The sequence below is a fragment of the Spirosoma horti genome, assembly GCF_054776595.1.
This window is the reverse complement of sequence record NZ_BAAHBQ010000007.1, coordinates 148355-171392: the sequence shown is the minus strand read 5'-3', so window position 1 is coordinate 171392 and position 23038 is coordinate 148355. Positions and strand designations below refer to the sequence as shown.

Below are 23038 nucleotides of genomic sequence, written 5' to 3'. Positions count from 1 at the left end.
TTGCCTGTTAGGTTGAACGTTGCTGAGTTTCTGTGACATCGGGTTTAAGAACCCGACGCTGGAATGATGGTTCGCCGTTGCGATTCTCAAAAGCTACCGGCTAATGCTGGTCAATGCGGTTTTAAGAAACCTTGCTTGTCAGTTTTAAGAACCGCGCGGGCGACCCGCTGACATCACAGAAACTAAGCACCTGTAAGAAAAGTGAAGAATTCCGGTGTTCGGTTAACCACTAACAAGGAAAACGGTCGTTCATAGGATATGCTCCTCCTGAACGACTACTTTTGTTCAACCTAAAATGGATTTATGCGATTTATAGCCGTTACTGCCAGTGTCCTGGTACTTCTGATCCTCGCTTCGAAAACCCAGGCGCAGGGTTTAATAGACGGATTTATGCGTGGCCAGCGAAAGGCCAGTTTAGCCATAATCGGTTCCCAGTCGACCTTCGACACGTATTATGTCAATAAAACCGAAACAAAAAATCCCAACCTTGGCACCGTAACGACTCAGGCCCTGACCGTTGTTGGTACCTATGGACTCGGCTACGACCTCGACCTGATTGTGGCGGTTCCTTATGTTCGTACCCAGGCCAGTGCTGGCTATTCACCCAAACAGGAAGGCTTTCAGGATGCCTCGGCTACGCTTCGCTGGGAAGCTTTCGACTACAAATTTGGGAAGACAAAGCTCTCCTGGCTGTTCGCCGTCGGTTATTCGGTTCCGGTAGAAAATTATGTGAACGATGCGCTGGTGGCCATTGGCCGGGGCTCACGTAACCTCGATGGGCGCACCATGCTGCATTTTAAAGCCCGTTCATTTTTTATAACGGGTCAGTACGGCTATATCCGAAATGGGCAGGTAACACTCGACCATACCGTCAACTATTACGATCCCAGCCAGCTTAACCCAAACAGCGGTTCAGTCGTTAACGTACCCGACGTAACCGAGATCATTGTTCGTGGCGGAATCGTATCGAAGGTGTTCAACATCGACGTTTGGGGACAGCAGCAAACGCCCCATAACAAGGGTACGGATATCGGTCCGGGGGTTCCTTTTCCGACCAATGCGGTTGGCTTCACCCGGGTAGGAGCAACCGCCTATGTGCGCCTGCTCAAGCAATTTGGTCTGCTGGCAGGCTACAGCGCTACCCTGGATGGGCGTAATATTGGCAAAACGACACAAGTCAATGGCGGCATCGTTATTGGTCACTGGACCGCCAATAATTAGTTTTTTGTGATTTTTGACTGATCCTACCAGCCCGGACTTTGGCTCCGGGCGAATGTTCTACAACTATGAAAACGCTTTTTTCGTCTATACTTCTGAGTACGCTACTGATATGGGCCGGGGGCTGTAAAGAGCCGACCATCGACGAGGGTATTCTGCCCTTCACTGCCCCCGGCTCTCCCGATGCCGACGGTGGCAACTGGCGAACGATCGTGCTGAAATCGGTCGCCGACGTTACGGTGCCACAGCCGACCGCCATTACGTCCGATGCGTATCAGAAGGAGCTAAGCGATATTAAAAATGGCTTGCTGAGTGCCAATCCCGAACAGAACACGGCGGTCAACTATTGGGCAGCCGGGGGCGTTTTGCGCTGGAATCAGATTGCCCGGCAACTGGTGGCCAAATACAACACCCCCCCCGGTTATGACAATGCAACGGGGCAGGTTGTCACGTCTGATGCGGCTAACCCATATGCCGGATCACCGTATGCGGCTCGGGTATATGCCCTGTTGAGCGTCGCGCAATACGACGCGCTGGTTGTTGCCTGGCGGGCCAAATACCAGTACAATCGGCCCTCGCTGGAAAGCCAGGGCGTTATTACACGGATTCCGGTGGTCGATGTGCCATCATATCCGTCGGAAGACGCGGCCATTGCCGAGGCATCGTGTCAGGTACTGGCCTATTTATTTCCGTCTGAAGTACCCTTCTTGAAGGCCAAAGCGGCTGAGCACAAGCAAAGCCGGGTTTGGGCGGGCACCAACGTGCCCAGCGATGTGAAAGCGGGCGAAGAACTGGCGGCTGCTATAGCGGCTAAAGTCATCGACCGGGCTAAAACCGACCGTTTTAGTTTGTCTATTGACGCAACGAATAGCTGGCAAGCAAAGCGTGCATCGGCTCCTTACGACCAGAAGTGGCGCAGTCTGGAGTTGCCTGCCCGCTCGCCCGTTCTGCCGCTGGCGGGTACGGTGAAAACCTGGTTCGATTCGACGGCTATTTTTCGCGCCATTCCGGCTGCGCCCCCCGCTACCAGTTCGGCTGATATTCAGAAAGCGCTCAGCGAAGTGCGCGATATGGCCGCGACGCGCACGCGTGATCAATGGCGTATTGCCAACTATTGGGACAACGGTACCAATACCTATTCGCAATCAGGTCAGTGGAATTTTCTGGCAGAAGACCTCATTCGACAGAATAGCCAGAATGAGCTTCGGACAGCTCGTACGTATGCACTCATGAACCGGGCGATGCAGGATGCCACAACGGCGGCTTGGTCTATAAAATACACGTATTTCACCCCACGCCCTTCGCAGGTCGACGCGGGCATTAAAACGGCAACCGTCATTCCCAACACACCCGGCTACGTGTCCGATCAGGCCGCCGTTGCTGCGGCTGCTACCACCGTGCTGGCTTATTTGTTTCCGGATGAGTCGACTGACCTGACCGCGAAGGCCACCGAGTCGGCGATGGCGGAACTGTATGGCGGTACGAGCTTTCGATTCGATACGGAGGCCGGATCGAAACTGGGCACGTTTATTGGGCAAACGGCCGTTGCTGGCGCCAAGGCTGACGGCGCGAAATAGAGGGAGTCAGGCGACTTGAGGGTCGATGAATTTGCCCCGCTTCAGTGACTTTTGAGATTTTCATCAAGCAATGTCGTTGTTGATGAAATGCTAACCTTGTTACTCAATCGGCTTATCGGGTAAATGCGTATATTTGTTAAAACAGCAACATTTGTCAACATGACCGATTCGATCGTCGACCTGCTTCGGCAAAAGAAGAAACAAATTTTAACTACCTGGATGCGTATTCAATTGGCCGATGATAGCCTTCGGGACGATCTAATGCCAAATGATGAGCTTCGGAACCAATCGAGTGAGCTTCTGAATACCCTCTTCGCAGTCCTGACTGATGCTAACCTTGCAAATTTAGATGCGCCCGATCTCGAACCGCTGGTTACCATGCTGTCGGGAATTTCCATGTCGCGTGCCCGGCAGGGCTACACACCCCGTGAAACAGGCGTGTATATTTTTAGCTTAAAAGACGCGCTGCTGGAAACGATACAGGCTGAACTGACTAATGATCCACAACGGCTTTATCTGGAAAGCTTGAAAATCAGTAAGTTCCTTGATAATCTGGGCATTGTCACCTTTGAAACGTTCATTCAGGGCCGGGAGGATATCATTCTGCGCCAGAACGATGAGATGGCCAGCATATTGACACCCGTGGTAAAAGTATGGGATGGTATTCTGACTATGCCGATTATTGGCACTCTGGACAGTTCCCGCACCCTGCTTGTGATGGAAAACCTCCTGCAGGAGATTGTCAATACCAGTAGTGATATTGCCATTCTGGATATTTCAGGTGTGCCGATGGTCGACTCAATGGTTGCCCAGCACCTGATAAAAACCGTAAACGCAACTCGCCTGATGGGAGCTGAGTGTATCATCAGCGGTATCAGGCCCGAAATTGCCCAGACAATGGTGCACCTGGGCATCGACCTATCGAATGTGGTGACCAAAGCCACGCTGGCCAGTGCGCTTAAATATGCGTTTCGGGTGTTACGCCTGGAGGTGAGAAAACTACCATCGGGGACAAGGTCATCCGAAGAATCCAACCTTTTTTAATCAAGATCGGTCATGGAGCGAATTCCTATTTTAAAAATGGGCCGGTTTCTGCTGGTAACGATTCAGGTTGATCTCTATGATCGGCTGGCGCTCGATCTGGAAGCCAATATTATTGGGGCTATCACTAAAAACAATGCGAGCGGGGTCCTGATTGATATTTCAGCTGTTTCTATTGTCGATTCGTTTATGGGTCGCATTCTGAGCAACATTGCCAGCATGGCCCGTGTGCTGGATGCCGAAACGGTGGTGGTGGGTATGCAACCTGCCGTTGCAATTACATTGGTGGAGCTGGGTTTACCGATAAAAGGCGTTTACACAGCGTTAAACGTGGAGAAAGGCATGGAACTTCTGCAGAGCAAGACAGTATCCAACGATGCCGACTCCGACGATTAAGGTTACGGCTACTGAAACAATGGCAATAGGAGTTGAACGAGACGTGATCCATCTTATGGGCTATGTCCGTATGCAGGCTGTGCTGATCGGGATGTCATTGCTTAATCAAACCAAATTACTCACAGCCGCCAGCGAGCTAGCCCGCAACATGCTTAACTATGCAAAAGGGGGCGACGTAACAATTGATCTGGTGAATCGGGATAAACAAACGGGTATACGGTTGATTTTTGCGGATAAAGGGCCTGGTATCGCTGATATAAACCTGGCCATGCAGGATGATTATTCAACTGGTTCAGGGATGGGTTTAGGGCTACCCGGCTCCCGGCGGCTGGTGAGTGAATTTTCAATTGACAGTACGGTTGGGCAGGGAACAACCGTAACGATTATTAAATGGACAAATGGATAACACGCCCCACCGCTCGTTTATCGTACCTGATCGCAGCTACGGGGCAGCCATTAAACGAGATATACGCTTAATGGCAAGCAGGCTTCGGTTCAACGAAAAAAAAATGGGTGAGCTCGATATTATCCTTGCCGAACTGCTATCCAACTTAGTTAAATATGCTACTGACGGGGAATTGCTAGTCAAGGTCATTCCCAACTCCCATAATGCCAGCCTGGAATTGATCAGTGTCGATAGTGGACCCGGTATGATCGATGCGAATCGAATGCTGATCGACGGCGTATCGACTGGAGGATCGCTGGGGCAGGGACTGGGTGCTATCAAGCGACTTTCCAGTGAGTTCCAGCTCTATTCACAGCCGAAGCGTGGAACGGTTGTGCTGGTGCGGATCTATGAAAACGCGCATCAGCCTGCTGCTCTGGCCTCCCGGGCTGAAGTTCGTTGTATTTGCGTGCCAAAAGAGGGCGAAACAGTTTGTGGCGATGCCTGTTACAGTAAACAGACAGGTTCATCATTAACGGTATTTTTGGGGGATGGCTTGGGGCATGGCCTGCTGGCGCAACGCGCTGTTGAACAGGCCATTCGAGCCCTGAGGCAGGGCCTGGACGCTAGCCCCAGTACCTTAGTCTCCGCTATTCATGAGGCTTCTGTCGGTACGAGGGGGCTGGTAGGAACTTGCGCTGTGTTTGATTTTACCAGTCGGAAATGGAAATTTTGTGGAGTTGGCAATATCACGACCAGGCTTAGCGGCTCGCTGGGTGTGAAAGGCTATATGCCTCAGAATGGTATTCTGGGACATAATATTCCCGGAAGACTCCTTGTTCAGGAAATGCCTTATGAGCGAAATCAACTGCTGGTGATGGCCTCCGACGGACTACACACGCGGTGGAATCCCGCGCGCTATCCGGGTATTGGAAATTATGATCCGTCTATTTTGGCGGCTATAATTTATAAAGAATGTGCCCGCCATACCGATGACATGTCTGTAGTGGTGAGTAAGCTGTACTAACGTTATGCATGAGTTGACAAAATTAATGCTGGATAATGAAATGGACCTGATTTTGGTTCATAAGCGCAGCATGAAACTAGCCGAACTGGCAGGACTCTCACTGGCCGCCCAAACAACTTTCGCAACGGCCGTCTCGGAAGTTGCCAGACTGGCGGTAATCAGTGGTGATCATGCATCGTTGCGGTTGGGTGTGAGAAGTAATGACACAAAAGGCTGGCGTATTTTTGCCTGCTTACACGACCGCCGACCCTATGCAGCCGGTACCTTCGAAGCGGCCCTGAACCATGCCCGGCGGCTGGTCGATGAGCTGTGCATTGACGTGAATGGCAAAGGAACCGAGATTCAATTGTATTGCGCCGTTCAGGATTCGAAATCGGTTAATTCGGACCGTATCAACGGCTGGAAAAAATTATTTCTGAGTGAGCCGCCTGCATCCCCCTATGATGATATCAAGCGTAAAAACAGCCAGCTTCAGGAACTGGCCGAACGGCTCGGCCAGAGTGAACAGCAGTACAAACAGGTAACGAACTCACTACCGTTGCTGATTTTTTCGATGACGTCGACGGGGACGTTAACGTACGTCAATCAGGGATTTACCCATTTTCTGGGTAAATCGATGGAAGAACTGAATGAAGAAGGCTGGCTTCGTCATTTTCATAAAGATGACTATACCGACGTAAAGCGGATTTGGGCAGACAGTATTGCCGCTGGTATTCCTTTTAAAGGCGAATGGCGCCTGCATAGTAGTCTGACCGGTAGGTATGTCTGGCATCTGGTTTCGGCTACGCCACTCCGAAATGCCAATCAGGAAGTGATGCACTGGACTGGGTTCCTGGCCGATATTGATGTGCAGAAAGGCATTGAACAGACGCTGCGGGATAACGAAGAGTTACGACAAAACAAGAGCCAGCTGGAAACCAGCCAGCAACAACTGGCCGACGATATTGGTGAGCTGAGCCGGAGCAATACCGAGCTGTCGCAGTTTGCCTACGTAGCCAGCCATGATTTGCAGGAACCCCTGCGCAAGATTCAGGCCTTTAGCAGCATGCTAACCGAACAGTATGGTCCGGCACTCGATGCAAACGCGCAGGATATCATTCGCCGGATGCAGATGGCTACGGGTCGTATGCAGGAGTTAATCCGGGGGCTTCTGGCCTATTCGCGGCTCAATACCGAAAAACATTCATTCCAGGCCGTGTCTCTTTCGGCCCTGGTAGCCGAAGTGCAGAGCGATCTGGAAACCGCCATCCGGGATCGAAATGCGCAGATACAGATTGATTCGCTGCCCGTCATTCAGGGGAATACCCTGCAACTGAGGCAACTGTTTCAGAATCTGCTGAGTAACGCGCTGAAGTTTACTCCACCCGACCGTTCACCCATTGTCCGGGTCAATACGCGAACGATTCCCGCCGATCAACTGCCCATACCCAATGTCGGGAAATCAATTCACTATCTTGAGGTGAGTGTGGTTGACAATGGGATTGGCTTCGATGATAAATATGTCGACCGGATTTTCAACCTGTTTCAACGACTGCACGGCCGTACTGAATACGCCGGAACGGGCATTGGTCTGGCTATTTGCAAGAAAGTTGTCGACAATCACGGCGGTTACCTGACGGCCCGTAGCCAGCCGGGCAAGGGCGCTACCTTTCTGATGTACTTACCATTGAACTGACAAAAGGTTGCCTATTGAATCGGCCTTTTAAAGGTACTTAGTCCACCCGTCTTATCGTATGCAGGTAAGTTGTGGAGTAGCTTTGCCGAAACTCCTGACCTTGAAGAACCAGCTTTTTTATAACATTGCTTAGCCGTTTATGATTAACTAATCAAACGATTTTGTAATGAGCCTACCTAATTCGCTTTCTGGACAACCTGATTTTGGTCGGTCCCGTGTTGTTATCGAACGTGTCAGCCCCGAACTGGACGGTGGTCAATTCCCAATAAAAGCTATTCCTGGCGATGTTGTGGCCGTAGAAGCCGACATCTTTGCCGATGGCCACGATTACCTGACGGCCGTTTTGCTGTATAAACATATCGACGATGCCAACTGGACCGAAATGGCGATGGCTCCACTCGTCAATGATCGTTGGGGTGCTTCCTTCGTCGTGGAAAAACAGGGCCGTTACCTCTATACTTTCGAAGCGTGGATTAACCATCCCGCTTCCTGGCAGCATGAAATTCATCTGAAAGTCGCCGACGGACAGCGAATCACCAGCGAGCTACTGGCCGGAGCAACCTATCTGGATGGTATGCTTGAACGAGCCGGGGGCAGGAAAGCCGAAGTGCCGACTGTAAAATCGAAGAGTAAAAAGAAGGTGGAGCTTATCGAAGAAACGCCCGATGTGAAGGTACTTCGGGAACTGGCGGCTCTCTTTCGGGCCGGATCGGACGCGCCGGACGGAGATCAGTACAACGAAGCGGTATCGGTGGCCGAGAGCGATCAGTTTACATTTTATGCCAACCGCTATCCGGAACGCACCCACACTACCCGATATGGGCATGAATTGGGCGTAGAAGTGGATCGGGCGCGTGCCGGATTCAGCACCTGGTATTGTCTTTTCCCCCGCTCGGCGTCGCGCCAGGAGGGGCGGCACGGTACATTTCGGGATGTAGAAGCCCTGCTGCCCCGTATATCGGGTATGGGTTTCGATGTACTTTATCTGCCGCCTATTCACCCCATTGGGACCGCCCATCGGAAGGGTAAAAATAATTCGGTTATCTGCCAGCCGGGCGAGCCGGGTGTACCCTATGGCATTGGTTCCGAAGAAGGGGGACACGACACGATTCATGCTGAACTGGGGACGGTCGATGACTTCAAACACCTGATTGCCATTGCCAAGAATTATGATATGGAGATCGCGATGGATCTGGCTATTCAATGCTCTCCCGACCATCCCTGGGCTAAAGAACACCCGGAATGGTTTAAGAAACGGCCCGATGGCACGATCCAGTACGCCGAAAATCCACCCAAAAAGTATCAGGACATTTACCCGGTTTATTTCGAAACGGACGACTGGCAAAACCTCTGGGAGGAATTAAAACGGGTATTGCTGGTGTGGGGATCCTGGGGCGTTCGCATTATCCGGGTCGATAATCCGCATACCAAGCCATTCGTTTTCTGGGAATGGATCATTGCCGAGGTCAAGAAAGAATACCCGGATATGATTTTCCTGTCCGAAGCGTTTACTAAGCCGAAGGTGATGCAGGAACTGGCTAAGCGGGGTTTTGCCCATTCGTACACCTATTATACCTGGCGTAATACGAAAGCGGAACTGCAGGAATACATGACGGAGTTGACGCAGGGAGAAATGAGACATTATTTCCGCCCTAACTTCTGGCCTACTACGCACGACATTAACCCCTACAGCCTGCAATCGGGCCATGAACCACAGTTTCTGATTCGTTACTTCATGGCGGCTACGCTATCGAGTAATTATGGTATCTATGGCCCATCTTTCGAGTTGATGGAGCATGTGCCCTTCCCCAATAAAGAGGAATACCTGAACTCAGAAAAGTACGAAATACGGCTTTGGGATTGGGACAAAACGAACAAGCTGACGTACCTGATCACGCTGGTCAACCGGATTCGGCGCGAAAATGTGGCGTTGCAAACGACCAATAACCTAACGTTCTGTACGGTCAATGACGACGCCATTATGGCCTACCTGAAAATTACGGGCACTAATCGCCTGCTGATTGTGGTCAATACGGATGCCTATCAACGGCGAGCTGGTATGGTGCAGGTGCCGATCTGGCAACTGGGCATCGGATATGATCAACCGTATAAAGTACACGACCTGCTCACCGGCGCGTATTACACCTGGCAGGGAGAACAGAATTACGTTGAACTGGATCCTTACGTGTTGCCCATGCACTTGCTGCGGATTGAGCTATAGCGAAGCAATACGAATGTGAATTTGAGATTAGCATTGTCGCGTAGCGACTGAATGTTTGTAGAAAAGCTTGTCCAGTTCGTTTTGAGTGTGCCGTAGGTCCATAACCAGGCTGTTATTGCGTATCTACGGCACGCTGAACGATGGATGGGTAACTTGGTCTTTTCTACACACATGTCGTGCCTACGGCACTATAGTCTTGATAATGAGTGTATATAACCCCAGATTCAGGTACACTCACAGCTTTACCAACGTATTTGAATACGAAAGCGTGGTCTCGGCTATTTCAGACGTGCCCGTTACGGGGGCAGCACCCATAGGTTCGGAGGTGCAGGCCAGCGCAATGTGACCTTCCGTGGCTAACATACCCGATGTTGGATCGAGGCCGATCCAGCCGGCACCCGGAATAAACACTTCGGCCCAGGCATGCAGCGCCAGCGAATTCTCCGTTAGTTCAGAAGGGCCTTCTGGTACGACCTGGGCCAGATAACCGGAAACAAACCGGGCGGCCAGCCCAAATTTTCGCAGCGTCTGTACCAGTAGCCAACCCGAATCGCGGCAGGAGCCAATGGCCAGGTCAAGCGTTTCTTCGGCTGTTTGCACGCCGGGTTCCATGCGCGTCGTGTAGGCAATATCCTGGAATACCCGTTTGTTCAGATTAATCAGAAAGTCGATTGTCCCCTGTGGCGTTCGGTCAATCGACTGAAGCCACTGTTCATAATGAGTACCTTGTTCGGTAACGTCCAAGTAAGGCGCAAGGTCTTTTTTCAACTGGTCCTCATAGTCGAACGGAAACGAGATCGCATAGGTGTCCAGAAAAAAATCGAACGGGTTGATTGGCTCCAGGGTGGCAACAATGTCCACATCAATGGACATCGACTGCATGGGCTCCCAAAAATCAATACGAGCAACAAAATTGCCGAACGGGTCCTGCTGCCAGTGAAGAGCATGATTGGCGGGCTGGATCGTCAATGAATAGGACTCGATCGTAGCCCGGCTGTGCGCCACGGGCCGGAGCCGTATTAAATGGGGCGACAGAGAAACCATCCGATCATAATCATACTGGGTATGGTGGTGAATCGCAACGCGGGTAGGCATGGTTAAGAAAGAGGTGATGGCTGGCTGAGTTATACTTTTTCAAAAACCAGTCGGTAGTGGTCCATCGTTTCCCGCTGGAAGCACACCCGGTTCGGACTAACCCGAAAAACGGCAATCAGATCCTGAAAAGGCTTGTTGGTTAACAATTTAGGCAGGAGTGATAAATACAGCAGGTATTTTTTCAGGTTGAAGGCTCGAAACCGCTTACGCCACTGGCCAATCGTTTCTATGTAGTCGAGCCGGCCGCTGCTTTGGGATACGAGTTTGAATAGAGGCTGGGCATTCCGGATCACCTGTTCGGGGCCATAGGGGAGCCAGGAACCCGGAAACTGAGCAATCATCAGCGCCAGCGCATATGAGTCGGAATCTTTAGGGGCTTGCAGGCTGATGTCTTCAATAGGAATCATGTTCTTGGAGAAGACCATCGTTTGCATATAAAACCGCCCACCCACCGGTAACAGGTCATACAGCTTTTTGAAGAAATCAGCATATACCTGATCCTGCTGACCGGCCTTATACTGTTCGATGGAACAGAAATGCTCCATGCCACCAATGCAGGTTACCGCATCGAAAGCGCCATAATCGGCGGGTGTAATGGTACGGCAGTCCCTGACATCAACGGTCAACCCATTAGCCCGGCAAGCTTCTGCCTGTCCTCTGGAAAGTGTTACCCCCCGACAATCGGCTCCGCGTTTTTTAATGTATGTCAGAAAAGGGCCCCAGCCGCACCCCATGTCGAGCACTTTCGAACCAGCTCGTATGCCCAGGCTATCGGCAATGAATTTATGCTTCTGTTCCTGGGCTTGCTCTAGTGTCAGCGAAAAGTCGCCGTTGTACATAGCACCACTATAATCGCCGGTTTGCCCAATGCTCAGGCGGAAAACTTTGTCGATCGTAGTGTAGGTAAAATCGAGGTCTTGCTGTGATGCCATAATCGGAAAAAGGGAAGGAATACATACGTTTTATGGCAAGCCTGCCCTTATAAAGAAGGTTCAGGCACTCGTTGAGTCAGCGGTAATAGAGTATGTTCTACTGGTTTAGTTGGTTCAGCCTGCCCTAATGTTCGTAGCAGACGGAAGTGAGAGACAAGCGCCGAGCCAAAACTGCGGTTTTCCAGATAAGGCAGGCCAAATTCATGCGCTGTTTCCTTGACAATTTTACCGATTGCCGGATAGTGAATATGGCAAACTTTCGGGAATAAATGGTGTTCGATCTGGCGGTTCAGACCACCGCACAGAAAGGCTGCCATTGCCGAGTCGGGTGCGAAATTCGCCGTCGTATGCATTTGGTGTACAGCCCAGGCCGATTGAATATCGCCCCGTTCGTCGGGGATTGGGAAATCCGTACCTTCTACGGCATGGGCCAGTTGGAAAACAAGCCCCAGAACCAGCCCTTCGGCTACGTGCATCATCACAAACCCTACGACCAATTGCCACCAGGTCAGGTCAAGAAGCACATATGGCAACGCCAGAAAGCAAATGTAATAGATCGTTTTGGAGGCAAACAGTTTGATATATTCGGCCTGAGGGTGCGATGAGTTATCGTGATGCCCGATCTCGTTCTTGAAGAATTTCACGTAATCTTTACGCAGCACCCATGACAGCGACGCCAGCGCATAGAGCGGAAACGTGTACCACTGCTGATACCGGTGCCAGGGCCGAAGGTCTTCCTGGGGGTCCAGGCGCACGAGGCCCGGAGCCAGTTCGATGTCTTCATCATGGCCGGGTATGTTCGTATACGTGTGGTGAACGATGTTGTGTGTTATCTTCCAGATATACGGGTTGGCTCCCAGCAGATAAAAACTATTGCCCATAAGCCGATTGACCCAACTACGCCCCGAAAAAGAGCCGTGCAAGCCATCGTGTGAGACATTGAAGCCAATAAAAGCCGCGAACATACCCAGTACCATGGCTAACCCGAGCATTGTCCATAACCCAAACTGGTTGGATAGGATCAGGCCATAAAGGGTTGCATAGCCAATTAGAAAGAAGGTTGCCTTGGCCCACATGGCCCCGTTGGCGTGAGTAGAAAGATCATTTTCGACAAAATAGGCGTCGACTCGTTTACGAACAGTTGAGAAAAATTGTGATCGGTTTTTGTCTTTGAATTTTAATGGATTTGACATCAATATATATCAGTTAAAAATTTGGCCAATTTGCTGTACCTGTTGGAGAATAGGTAAAATCAATCGGCCTCGTTCGGTGAGTGTATATTCAACCCGTAAAGGAACTTCAGCGAAAGCCTCCCGTTTCATAACGCCTAAAGTAACGAGGGCTTTTAATTCGCCCGCTAAAACTTTTTCACTGACTCCCGGAAGTCTGTCGCTGAGTTGACTGTACCTGAGCGTTTGTTCGCCTAAGACAAGGATGATATAAAGTCGCCATTTACCGGAGACGATCACCAGGGCATTGCTAATCAAAAGAAGGTCAGGCTCGAAAGATAGCTCGTTTCGGTTACTTTTTGACATTTTGGTATAAATGATAACAGAACCGAAACAGTGATATCGGGCAGGCTGAGTCGTTATGAACGGAATCGGTTACCGCTGGGTGGTCAGACTGGCCCGAACGGATAGATTGCCAGACTGGTTCACTCAACTTGTAGCCTTGAATTTTAAAATTGCTGAATAGAAAAACAGGTTATACGCGTTGTTCTGGGATGTAATGAGTTCGTTCAGCAATAAACCAGACGAAGGAAGAAGATTAGCTACCAGATATACTCGGTACTGATAATAATGACTGGAAGAGGAGGAGCATATGAGCACTATCATAGAGGTAACTTGATTACCCCCAGGTAAGTTCCTTACTTTTAGGCAAAGTAAAATAATATTTGCCAAATTAAGTTAATAACTAAATAAATATTTTGCCGAAATTGTTTTAAATTACTTAATAGTTTCTTATGGTTACTACCTGCATGAGGACTTTTTTGAAAAAACTACGAATTCAGCTGGTAGGAAGTATTTGTACACATACGTGTCTGCGAGCAATCGGGATTGCCCGTTGCTACTTAGACCAGGAAACGCATGAACCCTTATTTGGCTCGTATGGCAATGACGGGATCGAGACGAGCGGCTGAAAAGGCCGGAATGATGCCGGACAGAATACCAATGACGCTCGAAACCCCTAATCCCAGAATAATATTGGCTGCCGTGAGCTGAAGCACAAGGCTACCCAGGCTCATGAACGTGAGCAGATAAACCAATAAAATGCCAACAAGGCCGCCCACCAGACTCAGCAGGACCGCTTCGAACAGAAACTGGAAGAGGATGACATAATTTTTGGCTCCCAATGATTTTTGAATGCCAATGATGTTGGTTCGCTCTTTCACGCTGACGAACATGATATTAGCGATACCAAAGCCGCCGATTAAAATGGAGAAACCACCAATTACCCAGCCCGCCAGGGTAAGTACCACAAAAATTCCGCTGATAGCCTGGGCGGCTGCTTCGGGACGGTTGATGGCAAAATTGTCGTCCTGAAGGGGGCGCACACCACGCCGGGTACGCATCAGGCCCCTAATTTCGCTTTCCAGTTCGAGCAGACCCTCGTCGGTATCGTACCCTTTTATGGCAATGTCGATACTGGGGTTAATGGAGTGAAACATCTTGGCAAAGGCACCGTAGGGAATCAGGCATTTGATATCGGGGTTGCCGCCCACATTGATAATGCTTTCGCCTTTTTTGCGCTGCAGCCCGATAACGGTAAAATTCAGTCCGCTAATCTTGAATGTTTTCCCGATGGGATCCTGGCCGGGAAAAATATTTTCGGCCACATCGGAGCCAATGATGGTAACATTACGCGCCACGTCGATTTCCTGCTGGGTAAAATACCGGCCCTTTTCAATGGGCACATCAGAAATTATATTATAGTCGAGTGTGGTGCCCTGAATAAGCGCGGCCATGCTGTTATTTCCGTTTTTGATCGTCACGCGCCCTTTGAAGTCCATGGCGACAATGGCCTGCGCATTTTCGAGCTTTTCCTTCAGGAATTTGTATTCTTTATAAGAAGGCTCTGGCCGCTGAAAGTACTTCCACCACTGGTATTCACCACTCCCAAACGACCAGGGCCATTTTTGGACATACACGACCTTGTCGCCGATGAATGACAGACTTTCTTTAATATTCCGCTCCAGCGAATCGACCAGCGTAAACACGGCGATAATGGCAAAAATACCAATGGTCACGCCCAGCAGCGAGAGCATGGTACGCAGCAGATTCGATCGCAGCGCCTGCCACGCAAATCGAAAACTTTCAAAGGTCTGACGAATGAACTTCACGCGGATTGAAAAGCGAAAGAGTGAATAGAGGAAAGTGCGTCACAACGGAACGACTTCACCATCGGAAAGTACGACATCGGTCAGTATCCACCAAACCATTTCGGACAAGTGTGACCTTCAGGCGGATAAGTGGCTGATTTGGGTATCATCGGGATAACGTTATTTTTGTAAATTACTGTACAACCGCAATCTGAACACTCTATGCATAAACGTGTCACTCCTCATTTCCTATGGCTCCTTCTGGTGATAGCGGTCGGTGCTTGTAAAACCCAATCGACGACCTCATCGACTGCCGATACGAAGGTAGCTCAGAGCCAGGGCGTTTATCAATACCGCGACGAAGACCCCACCGTTAAACCTTTCTTCTCGGATCGGGTGGGGGTTATCGGGCGAAATGGTATGGTAGCATCGGCCCATCCGGAGGCCTCCCAGGTTGGTCTTGCTATTTTGAAAGCAGGTGGTAATGCTGTCGATGCCGCCGTGGCGGTGCAGTTTGCCCTGGCTGTGGTCTATCCGGGAGCGGGGAATATTGGTGGGGGTGGCTTCATGGTTTATCGCGAACATGTTGGCAAAGCCTATACGCTGGATTACCGGGAAAAAGCGCCCGGCCGGGCTACTCCAAACATGTACCTTGACTCGGCGGGCAACGTTCGTCCGGGTCTCAGCATCAGCGGCCACCTGGCGAGTGGCGTGCCGGGTTCGGTGGATGGGATGGCCGAAGCGCACAAACGCTTTGGGAAACTGCCCTGGGCACAGGTATTGCAGCCCGCCATTGACTTGGCCCAGAAAGGCTTCGCGCTCACTGAACGGGATGCTGTTGGCCTGAACCGAATCAAAACAGACCTCACGACCATCAATCCCGGGAAAGCCTATTTCTTGAAAAGTGCCGCCGTAACCGATACCGTTAGCTGGCATAAGGGCGACTTGCTGGTGCAGATGGATCTGGCAAGAACCCTGCAACGAATCCAGGCGCAGGGGCGCGCCGGTTTTTACGAAGGCGAAACCGCGCGCTTACTGGCCGAGGAAATGATGCGCGGCAAGGGCCTGATTACCGAAGAAGACCTGAAAAATTACCACGCTGTCTGGCGCGATCCTATTCAGGCAACCTACAAAAACTACAACGTAATTACCATGCCGCCTACCTCCAGCGGAGGCATCGCGCTGGTGCAGATGATGCGTTTTACCGAGCCCTTTCCCCTGCGTAAATGGGGCTGGAACCGCGATAGTACGGTACAGGTCATGATTGAAGCCGAACGGCGCGTATATGCCGACCGGGCCAAGTTTTTGGGTGATCCCGATTTTGTGAAGGTGCCTGCTACCCAACTGATGAGCCCGGACTACCTGCGTACCCGCTGGACCGATTTCTCCTGGGCGAAAGCCACCGACAGCCGGGCTATAAAGGGCGGATCGATTCCCGGCTATGAGAGTCTGGAAACGACCCACTTTTCGGTTGTCGATAAAGAGGGCAATGCGGTGAGTATCACGACAACCCTTAACGGAGGCTACGGCAGCCGTGTCGTGATTGGCGGGGCGGGGTTCTTCATGAACAATGAAATGGACGATTTCAGCGTGAAGCCCGGTGCACCAAATATGTATGGATTAATTGGAAACCAGGCCAATGCTATCGCCCCCAACAAACGGATGCTGTCGTCTATGACACCAACGATTCTGGAGAAAGACGGGAAACTATTTATGGTGGTGGGTACGCCCGGCGGATCGACCATTATGACATCTGTCTACCAAACGATTCTAAACGTAATCGAACATGGCATGACCATGCAGCAGGCAGTGAATGCCCTGAAGTTTCACCACCAATGGCTGCCCGATAAGACGATATTCGAGAATGGCGCTTTCTCCGATGCTACCATAGACGCCCTGAAAAACCGGGGGTATATCCTGGAAAAACTGACGAATACACTAGGCCGGATGGATTGCGTATTGATTCGGCCCGATGGATCCTACGAAGGAGCCTCCGACCCACGGGCCGACAACACTGCGCGGGGCTATTAATTGACTTTGTCCGTAAAAAAGAGGCTGCTTAGAGCTGCACGTTCAACTCATAATATGCTTGTCATCGGCCAACTTTACCTCTGAATCCCCTTCAGGGGATTCAGAGGTAAATTGCCCAAAAAATTATTCTAAACAACGCCAAACAAAGCCGCGCTGGAATCAACCGGCGCGGCTTTCTTAATGAGCAGGCATTAGCTTAGGTTATATGGGCTCTAGTAACCTGGATTTTGTTGCAACAGCGAATTGTTATTGATTTCCGTCTGTGGAAACGGAAACAGCAGGTAATTGACATCCCGTGTGCCCCGCATCTGCTGAATAATATCCAGCGCTATAACCTGATGAACCTGGGTCGGGTTGGCCAGTGTTTGTCGGGCGTAGCGGAGCAAGTCGAACCACCGTTCCCCTTCAAAAGCCAGCTCCAGCCGTCGTTGCCGCTCAACCTCATTTCGGAAGGCCTGCTGCGTGGCGACATCGGATAAGACCAATGCCCGCAGGCCCGCCCGTGTACGCACCGCATTCAGGCGGCTGAGTGCAGCCTGGCTGGGCCCGCTTTGCTCATTCGGCCCATTTTCATTGGCAGTTGCAGAGGTAGCCATCCCGAAACTGGCGTGATTCCGACCCGCCTGGGTCACCTCGCCCGTAAACCGCCAGCGCTGGTCATTGAGGGTGTCGGCATAGGCCAGTAACTCGGCCGTTGGGATATTGAATTTCGGGAACGAGTAGGTCGCCGGTGGCGATGGTAACAGCAAGTCGGGAAAGATGAAGCCACCATCGGCGGTACCCGCAAACTGCACCTCAAAAATTGACTCGATCTTGTTCTCCAACGGGAATACTTTGTTAAACGTTGGTGATAACTGATATAAAGTACTAGTCAACACCTGAGTCGCTGCAATAATGGCTTCGGTCCACTAGCCATCGTTAATTGTTTTTCATAATTGTTGGACATAGAATTGATATTGACATGCCCTGCATGAGGCATTATTGCTGAAGAGAAACCGCCATTTTTTGGGAAATAGACGGAAACTAACGTGGTAGTACGGGAATGGGACGCTAGGGCGGAGGCCGTGCCAGAGAGGCCGCAAAAGCAGCTAATTGCCGGGGAGGTGGCCTATAAACAACTGTTCCAGGATGCCAGCTGAGTGGCTCCGGTTCAGCCAATCATAAAGGCCAATGAATTGTTAGGCCAGCTTCATTTAGGAGTATTCCTGGGGTTAATGCAACTCGTGTTTCGCTCTGGAGAGGGCTTTTCGAAGGGATAACATAACTCATAGACCCGGCTACGATACAAGGCCAGCCAGTGCCTGCTGGAATTACTTGCTGCGATATCAGGCTCAACTATCTCCTGATTTTTTCTTCGAATGTTTGGCTTACTTGGCTCTTCTGGTTCCATCGATCAGATTACCGTTTATGCTTAATTTATCTGTGTATGCTCATGAGTAACTTACTAAGTAAGAATTATAATAATATAGGCTAAAATAATGAGCTAATGGGCCGAATTTAATTAAGTAAAAATAGATTTATGGTACCCATTTTCGTAACAGTTTAGCTTGCTTTCAATAGGTAACTAGAATGAGCGTTGAAGCGGGTGTAAATTTTATTGACTAACTTGTATAACAAGATGTAATTACCTTATTATTCTTGATTATTTTATACATAATTAATTGATATAACAGCTGTTGCGCCTTCGGTGTCGTGTATGCCCTATCTGCTTGTAATGCTATTAATTACGTATTATAGTACATTACTAAAACTGATATTTTTATTAAAATATGGTTAAAAATATTGCTTATTATTTATATGAATAAATTAAGTGAGTTGCCTGTTAAGTATACAAATATTTTATATATAAACTTACTCGTAAAAAGACATTTATTAAACGGATTTATAGTAACTTTATAGTGCCAACAACGCCCTATGTAATAGATGAAAAGTTTCCACGATCAAGTAAGGATTAAATCAAATTTCAAACGAGCGAAAGTACTGATCATTGAGGACAATGATGATCATTGGCTCTTGATTAAAGGCGCTATGCAACAGTGTCTTTCCGAAGTGACGCCTATCCGGGCGGTATGTCCACAGGAGGCACTCGCGTTTATGCAGGAGTGGCAGCATCAGGAGTGGGAAATTCCTAAGGTGATCATACAGGATTTATATGTACCTAATCGTATGGCCGGATGGCAACTCCTCAGGCAGATTAAACAGCTGCCTGTTCCGTTTTGTCAGGTTCCGGTTATTATGCTGAGTTCGTCGGATGATAGTAACGACATACTGGAAGCCTATGCCTTAGGCGCTTCATCCTACCTGGTAAAACCAACAACGTTTGACGGTTGGCTTACCTATTTTCAGGAGTTACGGACCTATTGGTGGGAAACCGTTAGTTTGCCTCCTTTACAATATGTACTGTAATACATTACTCGAACTTTTCAACCGCTGGGCCAAATTTCATAACCTTTACTTTAAAAGGCTGTTAATCTGTAAAGAACACAGGTAACTAGTTATTACCGTTCTGTCCAGCAATTTTGCTGGGGTTGAAAACGAGCTGTACAACCAGATGTTTTTATGGATACCCCTGCCTTAGACCACCTTTCATCTACCAAAGAACTCGTCAGGTACTTATTTTCCCGACGGGAAGCCATCTTACAAAACTGGCGGCTAGCCTGCGAACAAGATCCGGCATTAAGTAAAGTTTCCGTTCTTAGCCGGGAGGAATTCAATGACTTGCTGCCCATTGTTCTGGATATACTGGAACAGCGTCTGTTAAATCAGCAACCAGAGGCTGATTTAAGCCTAACGGCTACATCCCATGGACTGCACCGCTGGCAAAAAGCACTTGCTTTGGCAGAGACAATACGGGAGATTAATCATCTGACACAGAGCCTGTTCAATGAGCTAAAGGCGTATCTGGAATTATTTCCGGAAACGGATGCTCAGCTACTGCTTCAGGTACAGCAGCAGATTGTTTGGGTCATGACCGAAACGATGCACGGTAGCGTAAAAAAATATGATGAACTCCAGCGGCTTGAGGCCGCCAACCGGGTGGCTACGCTGCAGCAGGCTCTCAACCAGATGGAAGAACTTTCGCGCCAGCGTGGAGATATGCTTCGTACCTCTTCACACGATTTGAAGGGGAGTTTTGGTATTATCAATAGTGCCGCTTACCTGCTCAAAGCCGAAAATATAAGCGATCAGGAACGAGAGCAGTATGCGGATATGCTGAGTCGTAACCTGACCAATGTGCAGTCCATGCTGGATAGTCTTATGGCATTGGCCCGGCTGGAAGCCGGTGAAGAAACGCTTCAGGTGGAACAATTTAATGCCAGCGAATTGCTGAAAGGAATTATAGAAAATGCTCAGCCAATGGCCACCCAGCGAGGCTTGGTCGTGCAAGCCAGCGGCCCGGACTCTTTGCTGGTTGAGAGCGACAAAATGAAACTTCAGCGAATTGTCCAGAATTTACTGGTTAACTCACTGACGTATACGGCCAGCGGATTTATCTCCATTTCCTGGTCACAACAGGGTGATGCACGCTGGGTGATCGGTATTCAGGATTCAGGGCCGGGTTTACCGTCGGGGTTGACCAGCCTCCTGGTGAAGCAACTTAAACCAACCGTCGATGCCACCAGCACCACGGGAATTGATCAGGCAGAACCGGTTACGGTTCTGCCCAACAATGATCAGGAGATACCGCCCGGCCCAACGTTAGCCAAAGAGCGGGGTCGTACAGGTGGAGAAGGTGTTGGTCTGCAGATTGTCAAGCGGTTGTGTGACCTGCTGGAAGCGAATCTTGAAATTGAAAGCCAGCCCGGCCGAGGAACACTCTTTCGAATTCGTATGGCTATCCGGCAGGAGGGACAAGGCTTTACCCGCCAACATAACTGAGCCCGAAAGACGGCCAGTCAGAAGGCTGCCCTCACGACAGAGCAGGCAAGTGTTGCCATTGTTGAACGCAACCAACAAGATGAGGAATCCATTGCTCACCGTTTGTTCATGTAAAGAAAGGACCACCCCCATAAAGGAGGCATGTTGACGAATAAAGTCAGTTTTTCAATAGGATGATCAGGCGAAAGGCTATCCTTGTCCTAGAGCGTTTCTTCTGTGCCAGCCCTATTCCTGTTTCTACGCTGGTTTCTTGGCATATATTTTTCCATACGCTGCCTGTCGGGTAATCAATCAGGCCCGATTGACTCCATGCGCATTCAGTCAACTATTTCCAGCACGCTGGCGCAATTGATGCTGATCAACCAATACAACTTTTTAGCTCAGCAACCGTCCGTTAACCAGAAACGTGAGTTGCCTGTCAGTCAGTAAAAGAGAGGGGTCTGCCGGGTAGCCAGAAGGCCATTACCTCATTATATGAAACTTTTCTATTTGTCGCATGTCTTACGTGGCAGTAAATCTATAGTACTACTTATTATTTACTTTTTCCATGAAAAAACTCAACGAATTAATGGGGCCGACAGAGGTGGCAGTGAATGCTCACCGGCGGTCATTTTTGCGAACGGTCGGGGCGGCTGCGGTAACGGGCGGCCTGCTGACTGCCTGCTCCACCGCCGATCTTCAGGTTAGTCCCGATGGAGCGCGCGCTGCCGCTCCGGGCGACGTCATTACCCTACCAGGCGGAGATCTTGGCATTCTGAACTACGCCTTTGTGCTGGAACAGATTGAATCCCGCTTTTACGAATTAGTGCTGGCTAATCCCTACGAGAAGATTACAGCAATGGAATTGCAGCTGTTTCAGGACCTGCGTAACCATGAAGTAACTCACCGGGCATTTTACCGTGCTGCCTTGGGCAGTGCTGGCATACCAGACCTGACGCTCGATTTCAGTAGTATCAATTTCCGGCAGCGTACCGACGTGCTGGAGGCATCGCGGATGTTTGCTGAAATTGGAACGGCGGCTTATAATGGGGGGGGCAAATACCTGACCGACCCTGAAAACTTGGCGCTGGCCGGTAAAATCGTTTCTGTCGAAGCCCGGCACGTGTCCATCATCCGCGAAATGGAGTACATGAATCAAACAGCCTTTGCGGGCGATAACATCGTGGTGGATGCCGGTCTGTTCATCAAACTGGAACCGATGGAAGTGCTGCCTAAAGCCCAGAAATACGTACGTGAGATAATCGATGCCCGCAACCTGCCGACCAACGTCGCCTAAACCTGTTCAATACCTATGAATCTCCAATCTATTTTTACCGAACTCGACAAGGTTGACGAAGAGTTTTTTGACCGGCTGGAACACGTGTCGCGCCGGGGTTTATTTAGTACACTAACCCGCAAAACAGTAGCCGTAGCGGCTCCGGCTATCATGGCTTCGGCGCTGACCAAAGCCTATGGCCAAAGCAGTGAATTGCCACAGAATGTTGTGGATGTGCTGAACTTTGCGCTGTTGCTGGAATATCTGGAATCGAATTTTTACGAATTCGGTACCAACGTGCCCGGCCTGATTCCCAACGAATTTAAGCTCGCTTTTGAATACATCCGGCGGCATGAAGAGTTACACGTCAAGCTGCTGAAGTCGGTGCTGGGGCCAAAAGCCATCGCTAAACCCCCTTTCGACTATTCGGCCAAAGGGATGTTTACGGATACATTTACCAACTTCCAGACGTTTGCGGCCGTTTCGCAGGCATTTGAAGATACAGGTGTACGAGCCTACAAAGGGCAGGCACCCAATTTGATGAACGCCAAACCCATTCTGGAGACGGCCCTGCGTATTCACGCTACCGAAGCAGCCCACGCTGCCCGGATTCGGTACATGCGCGGGCAGAAAGGCTGGGTTCCGCTGGCCAGCCCATCGGGCTTACCGCAATCGGTTGGTTCCATGGTCTACATGGGCGAGGATAACGTTGTTCAGAAAGGAATCAACCTGGCAGAACTGCTGTCGGGCCAGGTACCGCTGGAGGGCATTACCGAAGCCTTCGATGAGCCATTAACCCGCGAACAGGTAACGGCCATTGTTACGCCATTCCTATCGTAAGCAAAGCTGGGTTATCCTGCATACATAATGCTGAGCCGCCGATCCAGTCAAGCTGTGATCGGCGGCTTGTTTGCTTAAAGGGACTCCAGACATCAAGAGTTCAGCTGGGGGGGTGCTTACGTATACGCTCATCGTTCAAACGAAACG

The 23038-nt window shown here is 50.1% G+C and carries 20 protein-coding genes; 14 read left to right on the top strand and 6 right to left on the bottom strand.

Features of this window, described 5'->3' with window-relative positions; all coding sequences use genetic code 11:
* Positions 1-303 precede the first annotated feature (303 nt).
* The 8 genes from ACYVAM_RS22320 (at position 304) to ACYVAM_RS22285 (ending at position 9540) form a co-directional block, all read left to right on the top strand.
* Positions 304-1221, top strand: coding sequence for a hypothetical protein (locus ACYVAM_RS22320; protein ID WP_461071176.1), 918 nt, complete (start codon positions 304-306; stop codon positions 1219-1221).
* A 65-nt stretch (positions 1222-1286) separates the two neighbouring features.
* On the top strand, positions 1287-2795 hold the full coding sequence (locus ACYVAM_RS22315; RefSeq protein ID WP_461071174.1) for a PA-phosphatase: 1509 nt from the start codon (positions 1287-1289) through the stop codon (positions 2793-2795).
* 159 nt (positions 2796-2954) lie between these two features.
* On the top strand, positions 2955-3839 hold the full coding sequence (locus tag ACYVAM_RS22310) for an STAS domain-containing protein (protein WP_461071172.1): 885 nt from the start codon (positions 2955-2957) through the stop codon (positions 3837-3839).
* A 12-nt stretch (positions 3840-3851) separates the two neighbouring features.
* A complete protein-coding gene (locus tag ACYVAM_RS22305) occupies positions 3852-4232 on the top strand; it encodes an STAS domain-containing protein (protein WP_461071170.1) in 381 nt (126 codons plus the stop codon).
* Positions 4233-4251: 19 nt separating this feature from the next.
* Entirely contained in the window at positions 4252-4638 is a 387-nt protein-coding gene (locus ACYVAM_RS22300; RefSeq protein WP_461071168.1) for an anti-sigma regulatory factor, read from the top strand.
* Entirely contained in the window at positions 4631-5644 is a 1014-nt protein-coding gene (locus ACYVAM_RS22295; RefSeq protein WP_461071166.1) for an ATP-binding protein, read from the top strand. Before ACYVAM_RS22300 ends, ACYVAM_RS22295 begins: the two co-directional genes overlap by 8 nt.
* A 4-nt stretch (positions 5645-5648) precedes the next feature.
* Positions 5649-7319, top strand: coding sequence for an ATP-binding protein (locus ACYVAM_RS22290; RefSeq protein WP_461071164.1), 1671 nt, complete (start codon positions 5649-5651; stop codon positions 7317-7319).
* A 166-nt stretch (positions 7320-7485) separates the two neighbouring features.
* Positions 7486-9540, top strand: a complete 2055-nt coding sequence (locus tag ACYVAM_RS22285; protein ID WP_461071162.1) for an alpha-1,4-glucan--maltose-1-phosphate maltosyltransferase — start codon at positions 7486-7488, stop codon at positions 9538-9540.
* Between the two features lie 234 nt (positions 9541-9774).
* Here ACYVAM_RS22285 and ACYVAM_RS22280 read toward each other — a convergent pair whose 3' ends face one another.
* The 5 genes from ACYVAM_RS22280 to ACYVAM_RS22260 all read right to left on the bottom strand — a co-directional run bounded on the left by ACYVAM_RS22280 (position 9775) and on the right by ACYVAM_RS22260 (position 14907).
* Complete coding sequence (locus tag ACYVAM_RS22280) at positions 9775-10635, bottom strand: transglutaminase family protein (protein ID WP_461071160.1); 861 nt, start codon at positions 10633-10635, stop codon at positions 9775-9777.
* A 29-nt stretch (positions 10636-10664) separates the two neighbouring features.
* Positions 10665-11567, bottom strand: a complete 903-nt coding sequence (locus tag ACYVAM_RS22275; RefSeq protein ID WP_461071158.1) for an SAM-dependent methyltransferase — start codon at positions 11565-11567, stop codon at positions 10665-10667.
* 47 nt (positions 11568-11614) lie between these two features.
* Positions 11615-12760, bottom strand: a complete 1146-nt coding sequence (locus ACYVAM_RS22270) for a fatty acid desaturase family protein (RefSeq protein ID WP_461071156.1) — start codon at positions 12758-12760, stop codon at positions 11615-11617.
* Positions 12761-12769: 9 nt separating this feature from the next.
* Positions 12770-13102, bottom strand: coding sequence for a winged helix-turn-helix transcriptional regulator (locus tag ACYVAM_RS22265; RefSeq protein WP_461071154.1), 333 nt, complete (start codon positions 13100-13102; stop codon positions 12770-12772).
* Between the two features lie 560 nt (positions 13103-13662).
* Positions 13663-14907 (bottom strand): ABC transporter permease, encoded by a 1245-nt coding sequence (locus ACYVAM_RS22260; protein WP_461071152.1) that lies wholly within the window; start codon positions 14905-14907, stop codon positions 13663-13665.
* 201 nt (positions 14908-15108) lie between these two features.
* Here ACYVAM_RS22260 and ggt point away from each other — a divergent pair, with 201 nt between their 5' ends.
* Positions 15109-16917: a gamma-glutamyltransferase gene (gene ggt, locus ACYVAM_RS22255; RefSeq protein WP_461071150.1), complete on the top strand. Its 1809-nt coding sequence runs from the start codon at positions 15109-15111 to the stop codon at positions 16915-16917.
* Positions 16918-17129: 212 nt separating this feature from the next.
* Here ggt and ACYVAM_RS22250 read toward each other — a convergent pair whose 3' ends face one another.
* Positions 17130-17741, bottom strand: a complete 612-nt coding sequence (locus tag ACYVAM_RS22250; protein WP_461071148.1) for a RagB/SusD family nutrient uptake outer membrane protein — start codon at positions 17739-17741, stop codon at positions 17130-17132.
* Positions 17742-18840: 1099 nt separating this feature from the next.
* Between ACYVAM_RS22250 and ACYVAM_RS22245 the strand changes: the two genes are divergently transcribed.
* From ACYVAM_RS22245 to ACYVAM_RS22225, 5 genes are all read left to right on the top strand, one after another.
* Positions 18841-19323: a response regulator gene (locus tag ACYVAM_RS22245; protein WP_461071146.1), complete on the top strand. Its 483-nt coding sequence runs from the start codon at positions 18841-18843 to the stop codon at positions 19321-19323.
* A 153-nt stretch (positions 19324-19476) separates the two neighbouring features.
* Complete coding sequence (locus ACYVAM_RS22240) at positions 19477-20796, top strand: sensor histidine kinase (protein WP_461071144.1); 1320 nt, start codon at positions 19477-19479, stop codon at positions 20794-20796.
* Positions 20797-21012: 216 nt separating this feature from the next.
* The gene (locus ACYVAM_RS22235; protein ID WP_461071142.1) at positions 21013-21225 is read left to right on the top strand and encodes a hypothetical protein; all 213 of its coding nucleotides are present in this window, start codon (positions 21013-21015) and stop codon (positions 21223-21225) included.
* A gap of 118 nt (positions 21226-21343) precedes the next feature.
* Entirely contained in the window at positions 21344-22072 is a 729-nt protein-coding gene (locus tag ACYVAM_RS22230) for a ferritin-like domain-containing protein (protein ID WP_461071140.1), read from the top strand.
* Positions 22073-22087: 15 nt separating this feature from the next.
* Entirely contained in the window at positions 22088-22891 is an 804-nt protein-coding gene (locus tag ACYVAM_RS22225; RefSeq protein ID WP_461071138.1) for a ferritin-like domain-containing protein, read from the top strand.
* Positions 22892-23038 lie beyond the last annotated feature (147 nt).